The organism is Campylobacter sp. 2014D-0216 (assembly GCF_014931215.1).
Lineage (GTDB): Bacteria > Campylobacterota > Campylobacteria > Campylobacterales > Campylobacteraceae > Campylobacter_D.
Window position 1 is genome coordinate 1,357,124 of the sequence record NZ_CP063089.1, and the last position, 21,787, is coordinate 1,378,910.

Genomic DNA, 21,787 nt, shown 5'->3' on the forward strand with positions numbered 1-21,787 from the left:
GTTTGTTTAAACACCTCCCACGCTTAAAATAATCTGATTGTCTTTCTCTTTAAAAGAATATATCAAGTCATCACACTCATACGAGATTTCTTTTTTACAAGTTTTATCTTTTAGAGGCTCTTGTAAAATTTGCGGTAAATGTTTTTTAATAAGCAATTTCATGGGTATACCCATGCCATGAGTTAAATTTTTAATAAATTTACCATCTACTTGTTTTTCATCTGTAACTTTTATAAATTCAACATCAAATCCATATTTTTTTTAAAGTATCAACATACTCCTCTTTTTCTTCTAAAGGCACCCATTCATCAAATTTAGAATGATAAGTGATGTATTTTGGGTTTGGATATTTTGCTTGTATATTTAGATGATCTTTGTTTAATGTCTCTCTAATTAATTTTCTAGCAAGTGAAAAATAATAAGGCGATTGTTTATTTGTAGTCCAAAATGTTTTATCGCAACAGCATAATCTTATGTTTTGAAAGAAATTAAAAGTCGCAACTGAATAATGCTCAGTAAAATCAACCTCCTTTCCAAAACCTATAACCCTCCACAAATCAGTAAGGCTAACATGGGAAGAATTATCTACCACAACATCAACAAGCCAAGGAGCTAATTTTGCACATAAATTTGCCAAATATCCACCATGAGATGATCCAATTAAAATATGCTTTATATCTCCTTTCATAGCCCAAAAAGCGAAATTTTTTCTAATATATAAAAGAGTATTTAATATATCTATTGCTTGCATGATACCAAAATTTTGATATTCTTTTTTGGTAGGCTGAAGAGTTGCACTTAAATCCAAATAATAATTTTTATTAAGCTCCCAATTATTTTTCATATCCCCGATTTTCTTATTAAGATACTCCATGGCAGGGTGAAATTCTTCAAAAGTAGTTAGCTTTTCTATATCATAAGGAATTTCTATATTTAAAGCTTTTAAACTAGTTTTAAATATAAGTTTATCTATATCATCTAAGTAAAATTTAGCCCCAGTTTGAGGGCGATTACCTATACAATGATAATTTACATTTAAAACCGCTACATTATAATTTCTAGCACAATAATCACTTATATACAAATCATCCTTAATATCCCCGCCAATACCACTTATAATACAGACAATTGCCTCTATTTTCTTTTCATCATCATATGTAAGTTTAAATTCCAACCTACTTTCTCTTTTTATATTTAACTCTACATCATCGCAAGAATCTATAAAATAAGTTTCATTTTTAAGCATATTTATCTTCTCAAATTAGAAATTAATATGATATTATAACTATTAAATTTTAACTTAAAGAAAAACATGAAATACTTTTTAGAACACCATGGTAAAAAATACTCCAATATCGATCTAGTAGAAGCTTTTAAAAAACTTGGCATTAAAAATGGCGATATTTTATGTGTACATAGCGAATTAATGAAATTTGGCCAACCTTTACTCAATAGAAATGATTTTTTACAAACCATTTTGGATTGTTTTTTTGAAGCTATAGGCAAAGAAGGTACTTTAATCATGCCTACCTTTACTTATAGTTTTTGTAAAAATGAAATTTATGATAATTTGAATTCAAAAAGCACTGTTGGCGTTTTAACAGAATATTTTCGTAAATGGGGGGGGGTAAACGCACCAATGATCCTATATTTTCATTTGCCATTAAAGGAGCTAAAGAAGAATTGTTTTTAAAGGATACTACAAGTTGTTTTGGAGAAAATTGCGTGTATGATATTTTAGCCAAAGAGAATGGAAAACTTATTTTATTTGGATCCAAAGTAGCTGGATATACCTTTAGTCATTTTATAGAAGAAAAAGCTTATGTGCCGTATAGGTATTTTAAGGACTTTAGTGGTAATATTATCACAGAAAATGGCAAGAAAATCAAAAAGAATATTCAATATTATGTTAGAAAATTAGATCAAAATTCAGATTTAGATGTCGATAAGCAAGTGGCTATTTTAAAAAATGATGATAATTTTAATATTTTAAATTTTTCCAATGCTCATATAATAAATATCAACACGAAAAACTATTTAGAAAAAACATTAAAAGCTTTAAGTGATAATCCTTATTGTTTATTAAAGGAATAAAATGACAACCCACATCAATGATTTTTTACAAGAAAACGTTACTAAATTTGGAAGTAAAAATGCCTTTGTTGAGTTTAATGGCAAAAGTATAAGTTATAAAGACTTTGATGATTTAAGTAAAAAAATAGCAAGTAAAATTCTTTCTAAACTTCCTACAAAAAGCATACAAGAGCCTATACTAATCATACTTCCTAAAGGGATTGATTGTTTGCTTTCTTTTTTTGGTGTGGCAAAAAGTGGGAATTTTTATACGCTTTTAGATGAAAAAAGCCCCAAAGAGCGTGTAGAAAAAGTCATAGAAGTTTTAAAACCAAAACTTTTAATCACTTCTAAAAAATTAAATTTGGATTTTAATCTTGATACCATTTTCACAGAAGATTTTGAAAGCTTTGATATAAATGAAAATGCTTTAGAAAAAGCTCTAAATGCCCATATAGATACAAACTTACTTTATGTATTTTTTACAAGTGGAAGCACAGGAGTGCCAAAAGGAGTAAGTATAAGCCATAAAAGTGTGATTGATTATACTTTTTGGGTGTGTGGGACCTTTAAACTAAGCCATGATGATATACTTGCTAATCAAGCACCATTTTACTTTGATAATAGTATATTAGACATATTTAGCTCTGTTAAAATGGGCGCTACGCTTCACATCATTCCTAATCATCTTTTTGCTTTTCCAAATAAAATTTTAGAGTATTTAGAGCAAGAAAAAATTACCATGATTTTTTGGGTGCCTTCCGTGCTAATTTATTTTGCCAATACCAACGCTCTTGATACCTTCAAGCTAAAATGTTTAAATAAAGTTCTCTTTTGTGGTGAAATCATGCCAAATAAACAACTCAACATTTGGCGCAAGCACCTTCCTAAAACTTTATTTGCCAATCTTTATGGACCTACTGAAATCACCGATGTATGCTCTTTTTACATAGTGGATAGGCAATTTAGTGATGATGAACTTTTACCTATAGGTAAAGCTTGTAAAAACACCCAGCTTCTAGTCTTTGATGAGGATTTAAATTTGATTACTCCAAGTCAAGTAGGCATCAAAGGGGAGCTTTATGTAAGAGGAACTTGTCTTTCTTTAGGGTATTACAATGATAAAGAAAAAACAAAGCAAGCTTTTGTGCAAAATCCTTTGCATGATAACTACTTAGACTTGCTTTATAAAACAGGCGATGTGGTAGCTTATAATGAATTTGGCGAGCTTTTATGCTATGGAAGAATAGATCATCAAATCAAATACATGGGACACCGTATAGAACTTGGAGAGATAGAAAGCATTATAAATTCTCATGAGAATGTAAGAAATTGCGCTTGTATATTTAAAGAAGATATTATTTGTTTTTATGAAAGCAAGGAAGAATTAGATCTTAAAAACTTTTTAAAAGATAAACTTCCTGCTTATATGATACCTAAGAAATTTATTAAAGTAGAACAATTTGCTTTAAATGCAAATGGAAAGATTGATAGGAAGGTTTTGAAAAATAATCTTCAAAGCAATAATAATTAAGTTATAATAAGTACTTTATTTTAGTAACAAAGGAGTATTATGCAAAATATTAAAAAGTTTTTTATGAATATTGAAAGAACTGATATTGATGAAACAATGCAAAATTTAGTAAGTGAAGATATCATAGATAGTATCGATATCATGGCTTTAATAGCCGAAATCGAAAAACACTACGGAAAAAGCCTTAATGCTGAATTTATAAGTCCTGAAAATTTTGAAGATTTTCAAAGTATCAAAAATATGCTAGAAAAAGCTTATAATTAATAATACAATGCCAAAAATGGCATTGTATTATTCTTCCCTTAAAGACTGAATAATTTTATTTTTAGATACAATAATTTCTGCTATAAAATCAGCTATTTTATCCCAATCACTTTCTTTGGTTTGGATTAAGGTTGGATTTTCTTTATACTCATCCCAATTAATCGGCTCAAATAGATATTTTCTATGAGGAAAATATCTAGCCCTAACCCATTCTAACGAAGGAGCGTAATAATCAACATAAGCTTTTGCTATTTCTTTTTGTACTCTAAATTTCAGTCTATCCTCATTAGCTCCTTCAAAAATTTTCCTAGCTATATAAAGTAAAGAATTTATATTTTGTCCGTGCAAATCTTTTTTTATCAGTCTTCCTTGAAGCTCCATACCCAAAAGATTAAAACTTTCATTCTTATTTTGTTTTAAGGAAAATTCATCATCCCACTTTAAACCCAAATGATATGCAAAATCTTTAAGCAATGATCCGCCAACATATTCTTCTTTTAAAAGTCTTACTATTAAGTTTTTTTCTCCAAATACTTCTATATGACTCTCACAAATCCACTTGTAATCAAATATATATTTTCTAGGATGCTCATCGGGCTTAAAATCAGCACTATAAAAACCCATATTGTTTTTAATATCTTGAGAACAATGAGAATTTAAATATCCAAGAGTATCTCTAAAATAAATAATTTCATAAATTTCATCAAAACCTAAAGCATTTAAAATACTTTTAAGAATTTCTATATGTCTTTTAGTAGAAAAATCCCAAACAATTCCTTCTGCTGAAAAGATAAATTTTTTATCTTTATGCATTTCAGCTTCAACTTTAAAATTTTTAACAGCCTTAATCAAACGTTCATCTTCTAAGTCATCTAGTGGATTTTGACTTAACTTATCTTTTTTAACAAGCTCTAAAACCATATCCACTAAAACCCAATGTCTATTTGCCATTCTAAGAGATTTTGGATAAATATATCCTTGCTGCAAAAACTTATCTTCATTTTGCATTAAAAATCCCTGTCTTTCTTGATTACCGCTGTTGGTTGTTCCTATACTAATATATGCTGTCATTTTTTTCCTTTTTTAAATAATTTCCAATACAAACTTTTTTCCTTTATCTTTAAAAGTAAAAACTTTATCTTTGCAAGGATAAGATATGCTATCTTTTTTCATTATGCTTTTTCTGTTTTTCACATAATCTAAAATTTTAGGAAGCTCTTGGTTAAACATTGATTTATCGGAAATACCACCGCCATGCGTTGTCTCTTTTATATATTTACCATCTACACTTCCTTCATCTATCACATGAAAATCAACCTGATATCCCAAAAACCGATAAATTTGCATTAACTGATTTTTATGTTCAAAAGAAACCATAAGATCTTTAGAGCTATGATAGCTAATATAAACAATATCTTTGTTCTTTTGCGTTTGCAAAATCAAATGATCTTTATTCAACAAAGCCCTTATTAAATAATTTTCATCGGCAAAATAATAAGGTGAATTTGGATCTTTACGTGTCCAATGAGTTTTGACCTGTCCATGCACTGCAATATTGGGATCGTAAAATATAGAATCACCTTTGTCAAATTCTTTACCTAAAAAATATTCAAAAGGTGGCAAAGCTCCACCTGAATTATCTATGACCCCATCTACATACCACGGTGCTATTTTAGCACACATCAATGCTAAATAACCACCATATGATCCCCCTCCATAAATTTTTGGCAAGGACTTAAATTGAGGATATTTTATTGCTATATCTTTCAAGGCGTTGATATGATCAATTGCTGCCATAATGCCATAGTTTTGATATTCATTATTAGGAGGAATTAAACTACCATGGAGATGAGCCCTATAAGACTCTGGCAACATCTTTTTTTCTTTTAAAGCACCAATAGTTTGATTTAATAAATCCCAATACTTCCAAGTAGTATATTCATTTAGGAAGTCCGCGTTAATATTAAATTCTTTTAACACAGATTCTAATTTTGGCAAATCATCTTTCATGAAAGCGGTTTTGGCGCTATATTTTCAATATCAGATCTTCTTTGGCAAAAACAATGGTATAAAACACTTACCGCAACCACACCATGCTTTTGCGCTATCAATTTTCTATTGAAATCAACAAAAGCCATATGAGCATTAGCTCCATAACCACCTATAATAAAAACTATCGCTTTCATTTCTTTGCTATCATCATAAGTGATTCTGTATTCTAACTTACTTTCTCTTTTTATATTTAACTCTACATCATCACAAGAATCTATAAAATAAGTTTCATTTTTAAGCATGTTAAGCCTTTTAAAATTATATTTCAATTATACTTATTTTTATAAAAATTTTAAAGAGAGTTCATGAAAAATATTTGTATTATCCCTGCACGTGGTGGCTCAAAAAGAATTCCTAGAAAAAATATCATTGATTTTTTAGGAAAACCTTTGATTGCTTATAGTATAGAAAGTGCTTTAAATTCAGGTATTTTTGATGATGTGATTATCTCAAGCGATGATGATGAAATCATCGAAGTAGCTTTAAAATATGGCGCAAAAGCTCCTTTTGTGCGCAAAAAAGAATTAAGCGATGATTATGCAAGCTCAACCGCTGTAATCCAAAATGCCATTACCACCCTAGAAGAGCAAGGTAAAAACTATAAAAATGTGTGCTGTTTATACGCTACTGCGCCACTTATAGATGAGTTTATCTTGCAAAAAGCTTTTGAGCAATTTAGTCAAGAAGAATGTAAATTTTTATTTTCAGCTTGTGAGTTTGAATACCCTATACAAAGAAGTTTTTATCTTGATAAGCAAAATAAAGTTTATATGTTTGATGAATCAAACTACCATAAACGCTCACAAGATCTTACTAAAGCTTATCATGATGGCGGTGCATTTTACTTTGGTAAAAAAGAAGCGTGGTTAGAAGAAGATTTTATGTTTAAACCTCATTCTAAAGCCTTTTTACTCCCTAGAAATAAAATTTGCGATATCGATACTTTTGAAGACTTAGAATTTGCTAAAATACTATATCAATTTCATAAGGGCAATAAATGTTTATAAATAAAATTAAAGGCTTTAAATATCCTGATATGGAACTTGTAAGATGGTTTTTTAAAAACAAGCTCGATACCTTAAAAAACGCAAAAGTCTTAGAATTTGCCTCCCATAATGGCAACAATCTTTCTTTATTTGCAAATTATGATTATGAGTGTATTGGCGTAGAACTTGGCAAACAAAATCATGAAAACGCTATTTATAATTTTAAAGAAATTATGCGTTATCAAAAGGCAAGTTTTTTTAATGAAAATATGCTTGATTTTGCTAAAAAGCATCAAGATATAAATGCAGATGTATTTTTAATACCTAATGTTATTAATTACATCACTAAAGATGAATTTAAAGCTTTACTACAAAATTCAAAACACAACAACCTATACCGCGTAAACAAATCAGGATATGCTCATTTTTTCTTAAGAGCAAGAAGTGTTAAAGATCATCGTTATGGACTTGGAGAAAAGTTAGAAAATGGTAGCTTCATCTTAAGCGGCGATGAATTTAGTGGCGAGAAAAATTGTCTTTGCACAGCTTATCAAGAACATGAACTTGTAGAAATTTTAAAAGAGAATTTAAATTTATATGATTTTGAAGTTATCACAAGTGAAAATATTAATATAAAAAATAAAGTTTATATCAAAGATAGCGATATAATCATCTATGGAAAAATCACTAAGGAGTAAAATGTATTTAAGAGATTTAAAAGGTTTAAAATTTCCAGATTTAGCTGTAATTAAATTTTTTTTCAAACAGGGACTACATCAACAAAATAATCAAAAAGTTTTAGAATTTGCTTGTTCTAATGGCAATAATCTTTCTTTATTTGCAAATTATGATTATGAATGTATTGGGATTGATTTAAACAAAGAAAATATCAACAATGCCAATTATAACTTCAAAGAAATAATCCAATGCAAAAACTATCAATTTTTTCATGATAATATCTTAGAATTTCCTTTTAAAAATCCCAATATCAATGCAGATATTTTTATGATTCCTAATGTGATTAACTATCTCTTACGGGAAGATTTTTTAAAATTATTAAAAATTTCTAAAGAAAATTCTATGTATAAAGAAAACGCATTGTTTTTTTTAAGAACAAGAAGCATAAAAGATTATAGATATGGTTATGGAGAAAAAATAGCTCATAATTGTTTTAAAATCACAAACGATAACACCACAGGAGAACTTGGGTGTATCAACACTCTATATCAAGAACATGAACTTGTAGAAATTTTAAAAGAACATTTAAATTTATATGATTTTAAAGTGCTCACCTATGAAAATACCAACATCATGGGAGAAGATGAAAGATTGGTTAATGATAGTGATATTGTAATTTATGGGAAAATTAAGTGAAAATAGCCATTATGCAACCAACCTTTAATCCATGGCTTGGTTATATATATATGATACAAAGCGTTGATACTTTTGTCTTTTTGGATAACGTGCAATTTGAACGCAGATCATGGCAAAATAGAAACAAAATCAAACTACAAGATAAAACTTTTTTACTAGGTCTAAACCTGCAAAAAGCACCGCAAAAAACACCGCTTCAAAATATTTTATTTGAAAAAGATGACAAATGGAAATTTAAATTTCTAAAAACAATCCACCACGCATACTCTAAGAGTATCAACTTTAATAAATACTATGATATTTTGGAAAAAAATTTATTTAAACACACACATTTAGTGCAATTTAATATGGAATTAATCAAAATATACTGCGAACATTTAAACATCAAAACTCCTATTTTGCAGGCTTCTTCTTTGAGATTAAAAAACGAGAAAAAAGAAAAATTGTTGCTTGAAATCTGCCAGTCATTAAATGCCAACCACTACCTTTCACCCGAGGGTTCAAAAAACTATCTCGAAAAAGAAACAGCAAAAGAAATTTTTGAAAATGCAAATATAACAATTGAATATTTTGATTTTATCCATCCAACCTATACACAATTAGGTGTAAATTTTATAGCTTATTTGGGAATTTTAGATTTCTTGTTTAACGAAAAAAATCCCTATACAAAATTTCAAGAATGTATTAAAATGAACGAGTATAATTATGAAAGTTCTTTTTAGAAGCGATAGTTCTAGCACCATAGGACATGGACATATTAAAAGAGATCTTTTACTAGCCAAACAATACCAAGATGTTGCTTTTGCATGTTTATCACTAAAAGGCTCTTTGATAGATGAAATTCCTTACCCTGTGTATGAGCTAGCTAGTGCTAGCATATACGAACTCATCAATCTCATCAAAAAGGAAAAATTTGATCTTTTAATCATCGATCATTATGAGATCACCGCCGATGATGAAAAACTTATCAAGTTAGAAACAGGGGTAAAAATTCTAAGCTTTGATGATGAAATCAAAAAGCATTTTTGCGATATCTTGTTAAACGTCAATGCCTATGCTAAAGAAAGTGACTATGAAAATTTAGTACCAAAATACTGTGAGTTAAGGTGTGGTTTTTCTTATGCTCTAATACGCGATGAGTTTTATGAGGAAAGTAAAATAAAAAGAGAGAAAATTTATGATTACTTTATTTGCATTGGCGGGAGTGATCCAAAAAACATCTCCTTAAATGTTGCAAATAAACTCAACCAAAACAAAACCATCATCATAGCAACCACAAGGGCAAATTCACATATAAAGTCTTTGCAAAAATTAAGCCAAAAAAACCCTAATATACAAATTCTCATAGACTGTCCCAATCTTGCAAGATTAATGAACGAAAGCAAAAAGCTTATCATTAGTGCAAGTTCATTAGTCAATGAAGCTTTAATTTTAAAAGCAAATTTTAAAGCTATAGCTTATGCTAAAAACCAAGAAAAACTTGCAATATGGCTTGCGAAAAAAGGCTATGAAGTGGAGAATCTGATATGATAATTTTAAAAGATTTCATTCATCTGAATCAAGAAGAAATAAAACTTGTTTTAAAATGGCGTAATGAAGAGAACATAGCCCGATTTATGAAAACCCAAAATATTACTTTAGAAGAACATTTGAAATTTTTATCACAACTCAAGCTAGACAATACTAAAAAATATTTTTTAGTTTATGATGATGAAAATATCATAGGCGTAATTGATTTTATCAATATAACCAACCATTCATGTGAATTTGGGCTTTATGGTATACAAAAAGGAGTAGGTGAACTTTTAATGCAAGAAGTTAAAAACTATGCTTTTAATATTTTAAAAGTTCAAACTCTAAACGCTTGTGTTTTTAAAGAAAACACAAAAGCTCTAAAATTATATTTAAAACATGGTTTTAAGATTATTAAAAAAGACAATAATTTCTATTTCACATCTTTACTTCCTGTATATATGGGGGGGGGTAACAACTTAAATACGTTTAATCAAATATATGGAGTTGCAGTTTGAATATAATTATAGCAACTCTTAGAGAACATAATATTAATAATTTTCATCAACTAAAAGAATTACACAAAGCACATAAGTTTTATCTTATAACCAACAAAAGCGATCTTACCTTAAAAAATATAGCAAAAATCAATCCTGATTATATATTTTTTCCACATTGGTCTTTCTACATACCTCAAGAAATTTATGACAACTACCAATGTATCATTTTCCATCTTGGAAATTTACCATTTGGACGCGGTGGCTCTCCATTACAAAATTTGATCATAAGAGGAATATATAAAAGTAAAATTTGCGCCTTAAAAGCCTCTGCTACACTAGATGGTGGAGAGATATACCTAAAACACGATATCAGTTTTAAAAATTCAAATGCGCAAAAAATTTACGAAAGAATTTCAAAAATTATATTTTTTAAACTCATACCAAAAATTTTACACACAAAAATTACTCCCCAAAAACAAAAAGGAAAAGTGGTGGTTTTCAAAAGAAGAACCAAAGACCAAAGCAATATAAGCATGATAAAAAATCCAAATTTGATAAAAATATATGATTTTATACGTATGCTTGATGCGGTCGATTACCCGAAAGCATTTTTAGAAATCAATAATATAAAAATATATTTCCAAAATGCAAAAAAAAGCCACGATCAAGTAAAAGCAGAGGTAGTTTTTTATGAAAAAGAATAAAATTTTGATTATAGCAGCCCATCCAGATGATGAGGTTTTAGGATGCTTTGGCACCATGGCAAGGTATATACAACAAGGTCATGATGTTTTCACTTTAATACTCGGAGAAGGTAAAACAAGTAGAGAAAATGAAAATCACTCAAAAGACCAAGAAATTTTAGAGGAAGAACTTTCAAAAGCAAATAATTTTTTAGGCGTCAAAAAAGTTTTTAGAAGATTTTTTCCTGATAATGCTTTTGATAAAGTTCCTTTATTGGATATTGTTAAAAGCATTGAAGAAGTAAAAAAAGAAATTCAGCCAAATATTATTTTCACGCATTATGAAAAAGATTTAAATATTGATCATCAAATTACATACAAAGCAACTATTACAGCTACAAGATCCATGCCAAAGGAAAGTGTAAAGGAAATTTATAGCTTTGAAATTTTATCTAGCACAGAGTGGAACTATCCTTTGAGTTTTCAACCCGATGTTTTTTTTGATATTAGCTCGACATTGAACCTAAAACTACAAGCTATGTCTTTTTACCAATCAGAACTAAAACAATATCCCCACCCAAGAAGTCTAGAAGGAATTAAAATCAACGCTCAATATCAAGGAATGAGAGTCGGTCTTCAATATGCTGAAGCATTTAAAAGCATCAAGGCAATAAAATGATTACTTATAAAAATTTTACAGAACTTGACGAAGAAGAAGCAAAAGAAATTTTCCACATAAGAAATTCTTCACATGTTTCTAAATTTATGAAAACACAACATATTAGCCTAGAAGAACATCAGTTATTTTTACAAAAACTCAAAGAAATTAACAAACAACAATATTTTTTATTATTAAAAGACGATACAAAAATAGGAGTAATATATTTTATCAATATAACCAATCATTCATGTGAATTTGGGCTTTATGGCATACAAAAAGGAGTAGGTGAACTTTTAATGCAAGAAGTTAAAAACTATGCTTTTAATATTTTAAAAGTTCAAACTCTAAACGCTTGTGTTTTTAAAGAAAACACAAAAGCTCTAAATTTATATCTAAGACATAGCTTTGAAATCACCAAAGAAGACTGTGATTTTTATTTTGTAGTTTTAAACAATCCTCACAGGAATTTCATGTTTTAAAAGTTCTTTTTTGATGTCATTTGGCGTATATTGACTAAAATGAAAGATAAAAGCACCAGCAAGTGCGTTTGCACCTAGTTTTATAGCTTCTACTCCATCTTGAGGTTTAGAAAGCCCACCATTAATAATAAGTGGAATTTTTAACTTATCTTGAAAATACTTCAGTAATTCCAAGTCATACCCCAAAGCACTTCCCTCTTTATCAACACTTGTTAAAAGTATCTCCCCTGCTCCTAAAGCTTCATACCTAAGTGCAAGCTCTAGTGGATCTATATCTAAGATTTCATCATTGAAAACTTTAAAATAACCCTTATCTTTTTTAACATCAATAGAACACACCACACAAGAACTTCCAAAAGTATTTGCTGCCTCTTTGATAAAATTTGGATCATGTAAAGCTATGGAGTTTATACTAACTTTATCCGCACCTATATCTAAAACCTTTCTAATATCTTCTAAAGTTCTAATCCCACCTCCAATTGTCAAAGGCATAAAGCATTCATTAGCTATATCTTCCAAGCTCTCAAAATCTATCTTGCCGTTTTTGTTTATATCCAAAACGATCAACTCATCTACATTTCTAGCATTATATATCCTAGCAGTACTAACCATATGCCCTATAGTCCTAAATGAAGCAAAGCCGATACTTTTAACTAATTGATGATCTTTTAGCAACACACAAGGAATAATTCTAGTTTTAAGCATACTAAGCCTTTAAATTTGCAAAATTTTCCAAAAGTTTTAGACCAACACTTTGGCTTTTTTCAGGATGAAACTGCACAGCAAAAATATTCTCTTTTTCAAAACTCGCACAAAATGGCTTTTCGTACTCACAAAAAGAAGTTTCTATATTCTCCAAACACTCTACATAATAAGAATGCACAAAATAAAAATCGCTTTTTTCTAAAATTCCATCAAAAAGCCTACTTTTGTTGCTACCAAATCGCAAATCATCCCAACCACTGTGCAATAATTTTTCTTTACTTAAATCAAATTTCAAAACATTTGCATGAACAAAGCCAAGTCCATTGCATTCTCCGCCCTCATATCCCTTGCTAGCAAAAAGCTGCATACCTAGGCAAATTCCCAAAATGGGTTTTTTTTCTTGCAAAACGCATTCTTTTAAAACTTCATCTAAAGCAAGTTTTTTTAGATTTTTCATGCCTTGTTTAAAAGATCCAACACCTGGTAATACAAGCTTAGAAGCATTTTTTATATCTTCTTTTTTAGAACTTACAATCACTTTATGGCCGATTTTTTCAAAAGCTTTCAAGACAGACTTGAAATTACCAAGATGATAATCCACAATGCAAATCATTTTAAAACAAACTCATCTTTTTTTATCAAAGACCCATCGCTATCTCTTAAAAACTTACCATTTTCATCACGTTTAAAAATTTTTTTATTAGTGTAAGAATCTACAATTTTTTCAAATTCTTGCTCACTAAATCCGCTAAATTCTAAGTATTTTTTGATAGCTTTTTTAGGTGGCTTTCCATCGTATTTATTCACAAGCCTTACGCCTTCTTCACGGCTAATATACCCAAGCCTTATGTCCAAACATGCATTATCAGTTGCTCTTCCAAAGCCATATTTGCAGTATTTTAAATAATCATGTACATGATTGGAATAACAATCTAAATTTTCGAAATTCTCATAAGTAGTTTCAACTGGTTTTGTGCTAGTTTTAAAACCATTTTCTTGAGATACCTTTAAGTTATACTTATAATCCCATTTAAAATAATACCCCAAAAACAACCCTGTAACTCCTACCCTTTGAAGCTCTTCATCGCTCGGATAAGTGTAAAAATACAAATCCTTCTCACTAATACCATCAACACCGATCATATCAGAAATTCTATTACCCAAAAGCCCACCAAATTCTTCAAGCCATTCCCTACCTAAAGTATTTTTTTCTTTAGAACTAGCCGGACCACCATACTCAATCTGAGGGCTTTCACCCCAAATGATCAAAGGGATACCAAAGGCAACTGCCACTTTTGGCACACAAGTAAAAATTCCTAAGTGATTTTGCCATTCATTATCCCCTGTTCTTATAAAAGCTTCTTTAGCTAATTTTTTATACACCAAAGGATTTCTTTTGATATGGATTAAATCTACTCCAAGTTGATTTAAATTTTTTAAATTTTTTTTACCTATTTTAGTAGGGATAGTTGGCTCAAAACACACACAAAGAGGATTTAGCCCAAGCTCAAGACATTTTAACACTTGAAAAGTAGAGTCCTTACCGCCACTAACCCCTATCACGCAGTCATATACTGGGTGCGTTTTGTATTTTTTAACAAGATTTAAAAATTCTTCTTCTCTTTTTTTCCAATCTATTTCTTGATTTTTCGCTTCTTGAGAACGGCAAGCATCGCAAACACCCTCATCATCAAAATGCAAATCAGGTTTAGTATCTGGCATTACACATTTTTTACAAAATTTCATTTTTACTCCAAAAATATCATAAACTTTATTAAATCGACTATGATTATATTTTCTAAAGCTAAATAAATTTTATTTTGTTACAATGTTTTTATTTGCAAAAGGCTAATCATGGATTTAACTTTACTTCCTTATATGATTATAGGAATTTTTTCAGGTATAGCTTCAGGGGTTTTTGGTATAGGCGGTGGAATGATCATTGTCCCTTTTATGCTTACTTTAGGACTAAGCTCCCACCATGCTGTGGCAATTTCAGTTGCACAGATGATCTTTGCTTCTGTTTTTGGGTCTTATATAAACTATAAAAAGAAAAATTTAATCTTAAAAGATGGACTTATCATAGGCTTTGGAGGCTTTTTAGGTGCGATGTTTAGCGGGGTATTGCTTTCGTATTTTTCAGATATTACACTCACAAGTGTATTTTTATGTGTGAGTATTGTTTTCTTTTTAAAATTTGCTTTTAATCAAAAAAGCACCGTAAGCAACATTCAACACACAAATATTTTAAAAAATTTTATTTTATTAGTATGCGGTATGTTTACAGGTATTTTTGCTATTTCTTTGGGTATTGGCGGCGGTCTTTTGATCACCCCAATTTTGGCATATTTTTTAGGATATGACACCAAAAAAGTAGTTCCTCTTAGCTTATTTTTTGTTATATTTGCTTCCATTTCAGGCATTAGTTCTTTTGTATACAATGATATTATTGATGAGGAGGTTTTGCACAATGGAACCTTAGTGGGTGTTAGCTCTATGCTAGGAGTTTATCTTGGTATTAAAATCATGGAAAAACTCAACCTCAATTCTCACCGCATAGCACTTTTAGGTATTTATACGCTTTCGATTAGCATGACTATTTTTAGTTTACTTAAAAAACTAAATTTATTTTAGTCTATCGGCAAATTTTTGCCTATTAGAAGTATAAACAAAACTTAGCACTTCCGCCACTGCTTTAAAAAGCTCTGGCGGGATAAGATCATTAACTTCACAAGCCTTATAAAGCTCTCTTGCTAAAGGAGGATTTTCATAAATCATTACATTATACTCATATGCCATATCTTTAATACGCAAAGCCAAAAAGTCCACCCCTTTTGCCAAAACCTTTGGCGCAGCCTCCTTAGAATTATCATAACGCAAGGCAACCGCATAGTGCGTAGGATTGGTGATCACTACATCAGCACTAGCAACATCTTGCACCATTCTACGTCTTGCTGCTTCCATTTGCAAGCGACGAATTCTACTTTTTACTAAAGGATCCCCTTCGCTTTGTTTAAATTCATCCTTGATTTCTTGCTTACTCATACGTAAATTTTTAAAGTATTGATACCTTACTAAAAGCACATCTAAAAGACCTATAATCAAAAAAGCTATAATAACAACCGCAGCAAGTATGATAGCCTTATCCCTTAACCATAAAAGTTGCGGATAAATCGTATAAAGCTCTACTCTTGGCAACTCTTGCATAAATTGCAATAAAAACACAAACGCTATACCAAAAACAACCCCAACCTTGAGTATGATTTTTAAAGCATCGATAATTTTCTTTAAAGAAAAAAGATTTTTAAGACCATTAATGGGATTAATTTTATTAAAATTTGGTGTAATAGGTTTAGTTGTAAAAATAAACCCAAATTGCATTAAGTTTCCAAGCACACCCGCCACCATAATCGTTAAAGTGATAGGTAAAACCATAATAAACATTTCAATAACTGTTTTTATAATGATTTTTTGTAAGATTTTTATATCTAGCTCAATACCTATAAAACTTTGATAAAACCTGTACAAACCACTAATTCTTTCGCCCATAAAAGGCAACATAAACAACACCACAAAAACCGCTATAACGAGTACAGCCACAGCGGATGCATCTTGACTTTTTGGGACATTACCCTCATTACGCGCATCTTCTATTTTCTTGGACGTGGGCTCTTCTGTTTTTTCTTGATCATCAGCAGCCATAAAAAAACCTTATAAGAATTTAAAGCAAGATTATATCATTTAATCCAAGTATCTACAAATTTCACACTTGGATTAAAATTATTTTAACGATTAAAATCTTTTCTTTCTAGCATCTTCTAAGATATCATTAGCTATCTTATTAACATTATCAGATATAGCTGCACTATCTTTAGCTATTTTTAGATTTTCTTGTGTTACGCTATCAATTTGAGCCACAGCATCATTAATTTGAGTAATACCTGTAGTTTGTTCTTTAATACTTTCACCCATTTCATTGATAGATTGAACTAAGATATTTGTGTTAGCTTCAATTTCACCCAAAGACTTTTGAGTTCTTTCAGCTAGATTTCTAACTTCATCTGCAACAACAGCAAATCCTCTACCATGTTCACCAGCACGTGCAGCTTCAATAGCAGCATTTAATGCAAGTAGGTTAATTTGATCTGCAATATCTCCAATAATAGAAGTAACATTTTTAATCTCTTCACTTTGAGCAATTACTTCACTAGTTTTATGCGAAACATTTTGCATAGAAGAAGTAATCTCTTCTAGTGCTGCTGCTGTTTCTTCTAAAGAAGAAGCTTGAGAAGATGAAGAATCAGTTAGGTTTTTAACCGCACTTTGTAATTTACCACTTTCATCTGCTAATAAAGAAGCAAATTCAGATGATTGTCTTAACATAGCTACAATTTCTTGACCTAATACATTTGTGGTTACTTCAACTCCACCTTTAGCATTTTTAACTTCAGTAGTAAAGTCTAATGCTTTATAGCTATCAAATACTCTATTAATTTCATTCATATTAGAACCTACTTTTTGTTCTAATACATTAAGCATTTCATTTAAAACATTTTTTAATTCTATAAGCTGAGGATTAGCAGGAATTGCAGTAATTCTTGCTGTTAGATTACCACTTTCTATTTCTTTGGCTGTATCTACTGATTGTTCTACTGCTTTAGCATCTTGTTCTAATGCATTTTTAGTTTTAGTGATGTTTTCATTAATGGCTTTAGCCATAATGCTTAATTCATCATTAGTTTTAGTGTCTTTACTTAAAATGGTATCTTTAGTTTCGTGATTGATAAATTTAAAGAAATGTAAAAGATTGTTTTGTAGATTTACAATTCTTGAGCTAACTGCTTTATTGATGTAAATGAATACTACTATAATTATAATCAATGTAATTAAAAAAGATATAGCTATGACTATTCCTATTAGATTTACAATTGGCTTTTCAATTGAATTAATTGGTGCCATAGTTACGATAGACCATGCATCTTTTGAATTATCCCAAAGATTAAAAGTAGTTATCGCTGCCCTATTTTTCTTCCCATCTCTTGCACGGGTAAAATCAAAAACAGTGTTGGTTCTATTTTGCTGTAATTGAATTAGCGTTTTTGCGCTAGGATGAGGATTAACTACTGAAATATTTTTTCCGGTAAATTTAGATATAGGGCTAACTGCGATAAGTCCATTTTCTCCAAGTAATAATCTTTGATCATCTTTAAAAATACTTCTTTGAGGATCTGTAAGCTCATCTCTAAAATGCGCCAAACTTCCTAAAGCTCCAATAACTCCCACAACCCTATTATTTTTAATAATCGGAATAGCAATATTATATGCAAAATTTTCTTTTCCATTAATATTAAAAATTTGTGGTTTACCTATAGCTTCTTGTTTTGTTGCTATGGCATCTTTAATACTTGGATCATTTAAAAATTCATCATATGCTTGTATAAGCTCTACACCACCTTTATTTTTTAAAGATGTATCATGAAGCAATATAAAATTTTTATTTTGCTTTGTAACTAATTTTGGATTAATGTTTTCAAGCCCTAAGCCATCAACAAAATACACATACATATATGCTATTTTATCATTTGAATCAAGCACTCCTCTTAAAATTCTCTCAATTTTATTTTCATCTATGTTATATGTATTATAGAAATTATCTTTTACAATACCCTCAATACCTGATAATGTAGAATACACACTTTCTGTTGTTCCTCGAACTATATTTGCATATCTATAGGAATTAATTTGAAGAATTTTATCAGCCTCTTTGTGTAAAATATTTGAAGCTTGAATAGAAAAAAATCCCGCTAAAATTACAATACCCAATACCACTATGGAAATCACAACTGCGATTATTTTTGTTCTTATTTTTAAATTTTTAAGCATAACGCCTCCTTGATTTATATTATTATTAAAATAATTTTTTATTTTTATAAAAATATCTTACCCGACTTATTAAATCATAACTTTAATACAATTTCTATATAAAAATAGGGCTATGATAAACCCTATTCTTAATAATTAAAACTTTTTCTTTCTAGCATCTTCTAAGATATCATTAGCTATCTTATTAACATTATCAGATATAGCTGCACTATCTTTAGCTATTTTTAGATTTTCTTGTGTTACGCTATCAATTTGAGTTACGGCATCATTAATTTGAGTAATACCTGTAGTTTGTTCTTTAATACTTTCACCCATTTCATTGATAGATTGAACTAAGATATTTGTGTTAGCTTCAATTTCACCCAAAGACTTTTGAGTTCTTTCAGCTAGATTTCTAACTTCATCTGCAACAACAGCAAATCCTCTACCATGTTCACCAGCACGTGCAGCTTCAATAGCAGCATTTAATGCAAGTAGGTTAATTTGATCTGCAATATCTCCAATAATAGAAGTAACATTTTTAATCTCTTCACTTTGAGCAATTACTTCACTAGTTTTATGCGAAACATTTTGCATAGAAGAAGTAATCTCTTCTAGTGCTGCTGCTGTTTCTTCTAAAGAAGAAGCTTGAGAAGATGAAGAATCAGTTAGGTTTTTAACCGCACTTTGTAATTTACCACTTTCATCTGCTAATAAAGAAGCAAATTCAGATGATTGTCTTAACATAGCTACAATTTCTTGACCTAATACATTTGTGGTTACTTCAACTCCACCTTTAGCATTTTTAACTTCAGTAGTAAAGTCTAATGCTTTATAGCTATCAAATACTCTATTAATTTCATTCATATTAGAACCTACTTTTTGTTCTAATACATTAAGCATTTCATTGATGTAGTTTTTAAGTTCAAGTAATTGTGGGTTGCTAGGAATTGCAGTAATTCTTGCTGTTAGATTACCACTTTCAACTTCTCTTACTGCTTCTACTGATTGTTCTACTGCTTTAGCATCTTGTTCTAATGCATTTTTAGTTTTAGTGATGTTTTCATTAATGGCTTTAGCCATAGCACCAAGTTCATCATTGCTTTTTACATCAATCATAGCTGAATCTTTAGTTTTATGATTGATAAAATCAAAGAAAGAGTTAAGGCCGGCAGTAATTACCGCAATAGGTTTTAAATTTCTAGTGATTACAATTCTCACTAAAATCAATGAAAATACAATCGCAATAATAGCAATAACCACTTGCTGAAATAAAACCTTATTGACCATATCAGTATAAACTAACTCATCAGTAATAGAACACACCATATATTTAGGATTTAAGGCTTGATTACATGTTACTACTTGAGTTTTACCATTACCATCTTTAGCATAAAACAAAGTTTTTTCTTTGGTTAGATCAATTAAACTTGGATTTGATTTAACTGCATTTGCAATATTTGTGCTTAGATCATTTTTAGTAAGCATTCTTCCTTCATCTTCATGAAAAATTATCATTCCCTCTTTATCATAAACCGCAGCATAAGAACTTTGAGAGTCTCCTATAGCTAAAACATCTTTGGAAAATGTTTTAAGGTTATAATCTCCACCAACTACACCTATAAACTTTCCATTTGCATACACAGGAATTGCATAAGTAATACCCATCTCTCCCGTTGTAATCGATTTATATGGATCAGTTGTGATAAATCCACCAGCTGCTTTAGCTTCTTTATACCAACCTCTATTTTTAGTATCATAACCTTTTGATAAATCAAGTATTTCACCATCAGACTGATAATTCTTTCCACTATCTTCAAATCCTATATAAACAAGCTCAAATCCTGATGTTTTTGCTGCCAATTTAAGAATATGCATTATTTCTTCAGTTGGCATATTTAAATTTGTAGAAAATTGTTCTGCTAAAGACTCTATTGCCATTCTTTTAGTATTTCCATAAAAATCATACAATGCGTTTGCATCTGTCATATTTTTTACTTGAATTTCATTTAACAGATCAAAAGTATCATTTTTGGAATTAAAATAACTAACCGTATTAATCACGACAACGATTAAAACCATACACACACACATCACCCAAATAAGCTTTGAGGATAAACTCTTTGAAATTGAAAAATTCATAATAAATTCCTTTAAGTAGTTTTTGATATACAGTCAATTATAGTGCCACTAATACAACAAAGATAACAAGTTAATTAATAGAACACAATGAAAAATAAACAAATAAGATATTAAATATCCTATTTATAGGATGTACAATAAATTATTAAAAAATAAAAATTATTAATAGAAATAAAAAATTATTGTAGTTTTGTAACAAGATATTGCAGAAAAAGCTGAAAGAGATATTCTTTCAGCTAGTAAATTATAGTTTGCCTTCGTTTTTGCTTAGATAATCTGCAACACCTTTAGGGTCTGCTTTCATACCTTCATCGCCTTTATTCCAACCCGCAGGACAAACTTCACCATGTTCATTAGTAAATAACATAGTATCAACCATTCTGATCATTTCATCAATATTTCTTCCAAGTGGCAAATCATTAATCACTGCATGGCGGATTGTTCCATCAGCATCAAGCAAGAAAGATCCTCTTAAAGCTACTGCTTCTTCAAATAATACATCAAAATTTCTAGCAATTTGTTTTGTTAAATCAGCTACTAAAGGGAATTTAACTTGACCTATACCACCTTGATTTACTGGCATATTTTTCCATGCAAAGTGAGAGAATTCATTATCGCAAGATACGCCGATCACTTCAATACCTCTATCTTTAAAATCTTGATATCTTTTATCAAAAGCAATAATCTCAGATGGGCAAACAAAAGTAAAATCTTTTGGATAGAAAAAGACCACTGCACCTTTTGGACCTATATTTTTATAAAGATTAAAATCTCCAACTATTTCATTATTTCCTAGTACAGCTGGTGCTGTAAAATCAATAGCTTTTTTAGTAACTATCATATTCTTTCTCCTAATTAATAAATTTTATTTGTAAGAAAATAATATCATTTATAAATTTAAAAACATATTAATTGTGTAAAATTATCCAGAAACTATTTTTATTATCAAAATTAAGCGAT

The 21,787-nt window shown here is 29.7% G+C and carries 19 protein-coding genes and 5 pseudogenes; 13 read left to right on the forward strand and 11 right to left on the reverse strand.

Annotated elements, in window-relative coordinates; translation table 11 throughout:
• Positions 1-6 precede the first annotated feature (6 nt).
• Positions 7-1,246: pseudogene (locus A0083_RS06815) on the reverse strand (DUF2920 family protein).
• Between the two features lie 66 nt (positions 1,247-1,312).
• Between A0083_RS06815 and A0083_RS06820 the strand changes: the two are divergent.
• The 3 genes and pseudogenes from A0083_RS06820 (at position 1,313) to A0083_RS06830 (ending at position 3,871) form a co-directional block, all read left to right on the forward strand.
• A pseudogene (locus A0083_RS06820) lies at positions 1,313-2,094 on the forward strand (AAC(3) family N-acetyltransferase).
• Position 2,095: 1 nt separating this feature from the next.
• The gene (locus A0083_RS06825; protein WP_197552996.1) at positions 2,096-3,607 is read left to right on the forward strand and encodes an amino acid adenylation domain-containing protein; all 1,512 of its coding nucleotides are present in this window, start codon (positions 2,096-2,098) and stop codon (positions 3,605-3,607) included.
• 39 nt (positions 3,608-3,646) lie between these two features.
• On the forward strand, positions 3,647-3,871 hold the full coding sequence (locus tag A0083_RS06830; protein ID WP_039663731.1) for an acyl carrier protein: 225 nt from the start codon (positions 3,647-3,649) through the stop codon (positions 3,869-3,871).
• 27 nt (positions 3,872-3,898) lie between these two features.
• Here the strand turns inward: A0083_RS06830 and A0083_RS06835 are convergent, their stop codons facing one another.
• Positions 3,899-4,942 (reverse strand): acyl carrier protein, encoded by a 1,044-nt coding sequence (locus A0083_RS06835; protein ID WP_197552998.1) that lies wholly within the window; start codon positions 4,940-4,942, stop codon positions 3,899-3,901.
• A gap of 12 nt (positions 4,943-4,954) precedes the next feature.
• Positions 4,955-6,165: pseudogene (locus A0083_RS06840) on the reverse strand (DUF2920 family protein).
• A gap of 63 nt (positions 6,166-6,228) precedes the next feature.
• Here A0083_RS06840 and pseF point away from each other — a divergent pair.
• The 9 genes from pseF to pseH (A0083_RS06885) are packed head-to-tail and all read left to right on the forward strand — an operon-like array spanning position 6,229 to position 12,118.
• Positions 6,229-6,930 carry a pseudaminic acid cytidylyltransferase gene (gene pseF / locus A0083_RS06845; protein ID WP_197553000.1) on the forward strand — a complete coding sequence of 234 codons (702 nt, stop codon included), beginning with the start codon at positions 6,229-6,231 and terminating at the stop codon, positions 6,928-6,930.
• A complete protein-coding gene (locus tag A0083_RS06850; protein WP_232087558.1) occupies positions 6,921-7,607 on the forward strand; it encodes a class I SAM-dependent methyltransferase in 687 nt (228 codons plus the stop codon). Before pseF ends, A0083_RS06850 begins: the two co-directional genes overlap by 10 nt.
• A gap of 1 nt (position 7,608) precedes the next feature.
• Entirely contained in the window at positions 7,609-8,283 is a 675-nt protein-coding gene (locus tag A0083_RS06855; RefSeq protein WP_197553002.1) for a class I SAM-dependent methyltransferase, read from the forward strand.
• Positions 8,280-9,005 (forward strand): WbqC family protein, encoded by a 726-nt coding sequence (locus tag A0083_RS06860; RefSeq protein WP_197553004.1) that lies wholly within the window; start codon positions 8,280-8,282, stop codon positions 9,003-9,005. Before A0083_RS06855 ends, A0083_RS06860 begins: the two co-directional genes overlap by 4 nt.
• Positions 8,989-9,813, forward strand: a complete 825-nt coding sequence (pseG, locus tag A0083_RS06865; RefSeq protein ID WP_197553006.1) for a UDP-2,4-diacetamido-2,4,6-trideoxy-beta-L-altropyranose hydrolase — start codon at positions 8,989-8,991, stop codon at positions 9,811-9,813. The genes A0083_RS06860 and pseG overlap by 17 nt, the downstream gene beginning before the upstream one ends.
• Positions 9,810-10,313, forward strand: coding sequence for a UDP-4-amino-4,6-dideoxy-N-acetyl-beta-L-altrosamine N-acetyltransferase (gene pseH, locus A0083_RS06870; RefSeq protein ID WP_197553008.1), 504 nt, complete (start codon positions 9,810-9,812; stop codon positions 10,311-10,313). The genes pseG and pseH (A0083_RS06870) overlap by 4 nt, the downstream gene beginning before the upstream one ends.
• The gene (locus tag A0083_RS06875; protein WP_197553010.1) at positions 10,310-10,999 is read left to right on the forward strand and encodes a methionyl-tRNA formyltransferase; all 690 of its coding nucleotides are present in this window, start codon (positions 10,310-10,312) and stop codon (positions 10,997-10,999) included. Before pseH (A0083_RS06870) ends, A0083_RS06875 begins: the two co-directional genes overlap by 4 nt.
• Complete coding sequence (locus A0083_RS06880) at positions 10,986-11,657, forward strand: PIG-L deacetylase family protein (RefSeq protein ID WP_197553012.1); 672 nt, start codon at positions 10,986-10,988, stop codon at positions 11,655-11,657. The genes A0083_RS06875 and A0083_RS06880 overlap by 14 nt, the downstream gene beginning before the upstream one ends.
• Positions 11,654-12,118: a UDP-4-amino-4,6-dideoxy-N-acetyl-beta-L-altrosamine N-acetyltransferase gene (gene pseH, locus A0083_RS06885; protein WP_197553014.1), complete on the forward strand. Its 465-nt coding sequence runs from the start codon at positions 11,654-11,656 to the stop codon at positions 12,116-12,118. Before A0083_RS06880 ends, pseH (A0083_RS06885) begins: the two co-directional genes overlap by 4 nt.
• On the opposite strand, the gene A0083_RS06890 is transcribed toward pseH (A0083_RS06885), so the two are convergent.
• The 3 genes from A0083_RS06890 to pseA are packed head-to-tail and all read right to left on the reverse strand — an operon-like array spanning position 12,086 to position 14,569.
• Entirely contained in the window at positions 12,086-12,823 is a 738-nt protein-coding gene (locus A0083_RS06890; protein ID WP_197553016.1) for a HisA/HisF-related TIM barrel protein, read from the reverse strand. The genes pseH (A0083_RS06885) and A0083_RS06890 overlap by 33 nt on opposite strands.
• A gap of 1 nt (position 12,824) precedes the next feature.
• The gene (hisH, locus tag A0083_RS06895) at positions 12,825-13,436 is read right to left on the reverse strand and encodes an imidazole glycerol phosphate synthase subunit HisH (protein WP_120760917.1); all 612 of its coding nucleotides are present in this window, start codon (positions 13,434-13,436) and stop codon (positions 12,825-12,827) included.
• Positions 13,433-14,569, reverse strand: coding sequence for a pseudaminic acid biosynthesis protein PseA (pseA, locus tag A0083_RS06900; protein ID WP_120760916.1), 1,137 nt, complete (start codon positions 14,567-14,569; stop codon positions 13,433-13,435). Before pseA ends, hisH begins: the two co-directional genes overlap by 4 nt.
• A gap of 108 nt (positions 14,570-14,677) precedes the next feature.
• Here pseA and A0083_RS06905 point away from each other — a divergent pair, with 108 nt between their 5' ends.
• Positions 14,678-15,457: a sulfite exporter TauE/SafE family protein gene (locus A0083_RS06905; protein WP_197553018.1), complete on the forward strand. Its 780-nt coding sequence runs from the start codon at positions 14,678-14,680 to the stop codon at positions 15,455-15,457.
• Here the strand turns inward: A0083_RS06905 and flhB are convergent.
• The 5 genes and pseudogenes from flhB to A0083_RS06925 form a co-directional block, all read right to left on the reverse strand.
• Positions 15,449-16,525 (reverse strand): flagellar biosynthesis protein FlhB, encoded by a 1,077-nt coding sequence (flhB, locus tag A0083_RS06910; protein ID WP_120760914.1) that lies wholly within the window; start codon positions 16,523-16,525, stop codon positions 15,449-15,451. The two genes, A0083_RS06905 and flhB, sit on opposite strands and share 9 nt — an antisense overlap.
• Positions 16,526-16,615: 90 nt before the next feature.
• Entirely contained in the window at positions 16,616-18,706 is a 2,091-nt protein-coding gene (locus A0083_RS08220; RefSeq protein ID WP_197553020.1) for a methyl-accepting chemotaxis protein, read from the reverse strand.
• 135 nt (positions 18,707-18,841) lie between these two features.
• Positions 18,842-19,234 (reverse strand): annotated as a pseudogene (locus tag A0083_RS08330) (methyl-accepting chemotaxis protein); the annotation flags it as partial.
• A 390-nt stretch (positions 19,235-19,624) separates the two neighbouring features.
• A pseudogene (locus tag A0083_RS08335) lies at positions 19,625-20,827 on the reverse strand (PDC sensor domain-containing protein); the annotation flags it as partial.
• Between the two features lie 244 nt (positions 20,828-21,071).
• Positions 21,072-21,668 (reverse strand): peroxiredoxin, encoded by a 597-nt coding sequence (locus A0083_RS06925; protein ID WP_039664504.1) that lies wholly within the window; start codon positions 21,666-21,668, stop codon positions 21,072-21,074.
• Positions 21,669-21,787: the final 119 nt, after the last annotated feature.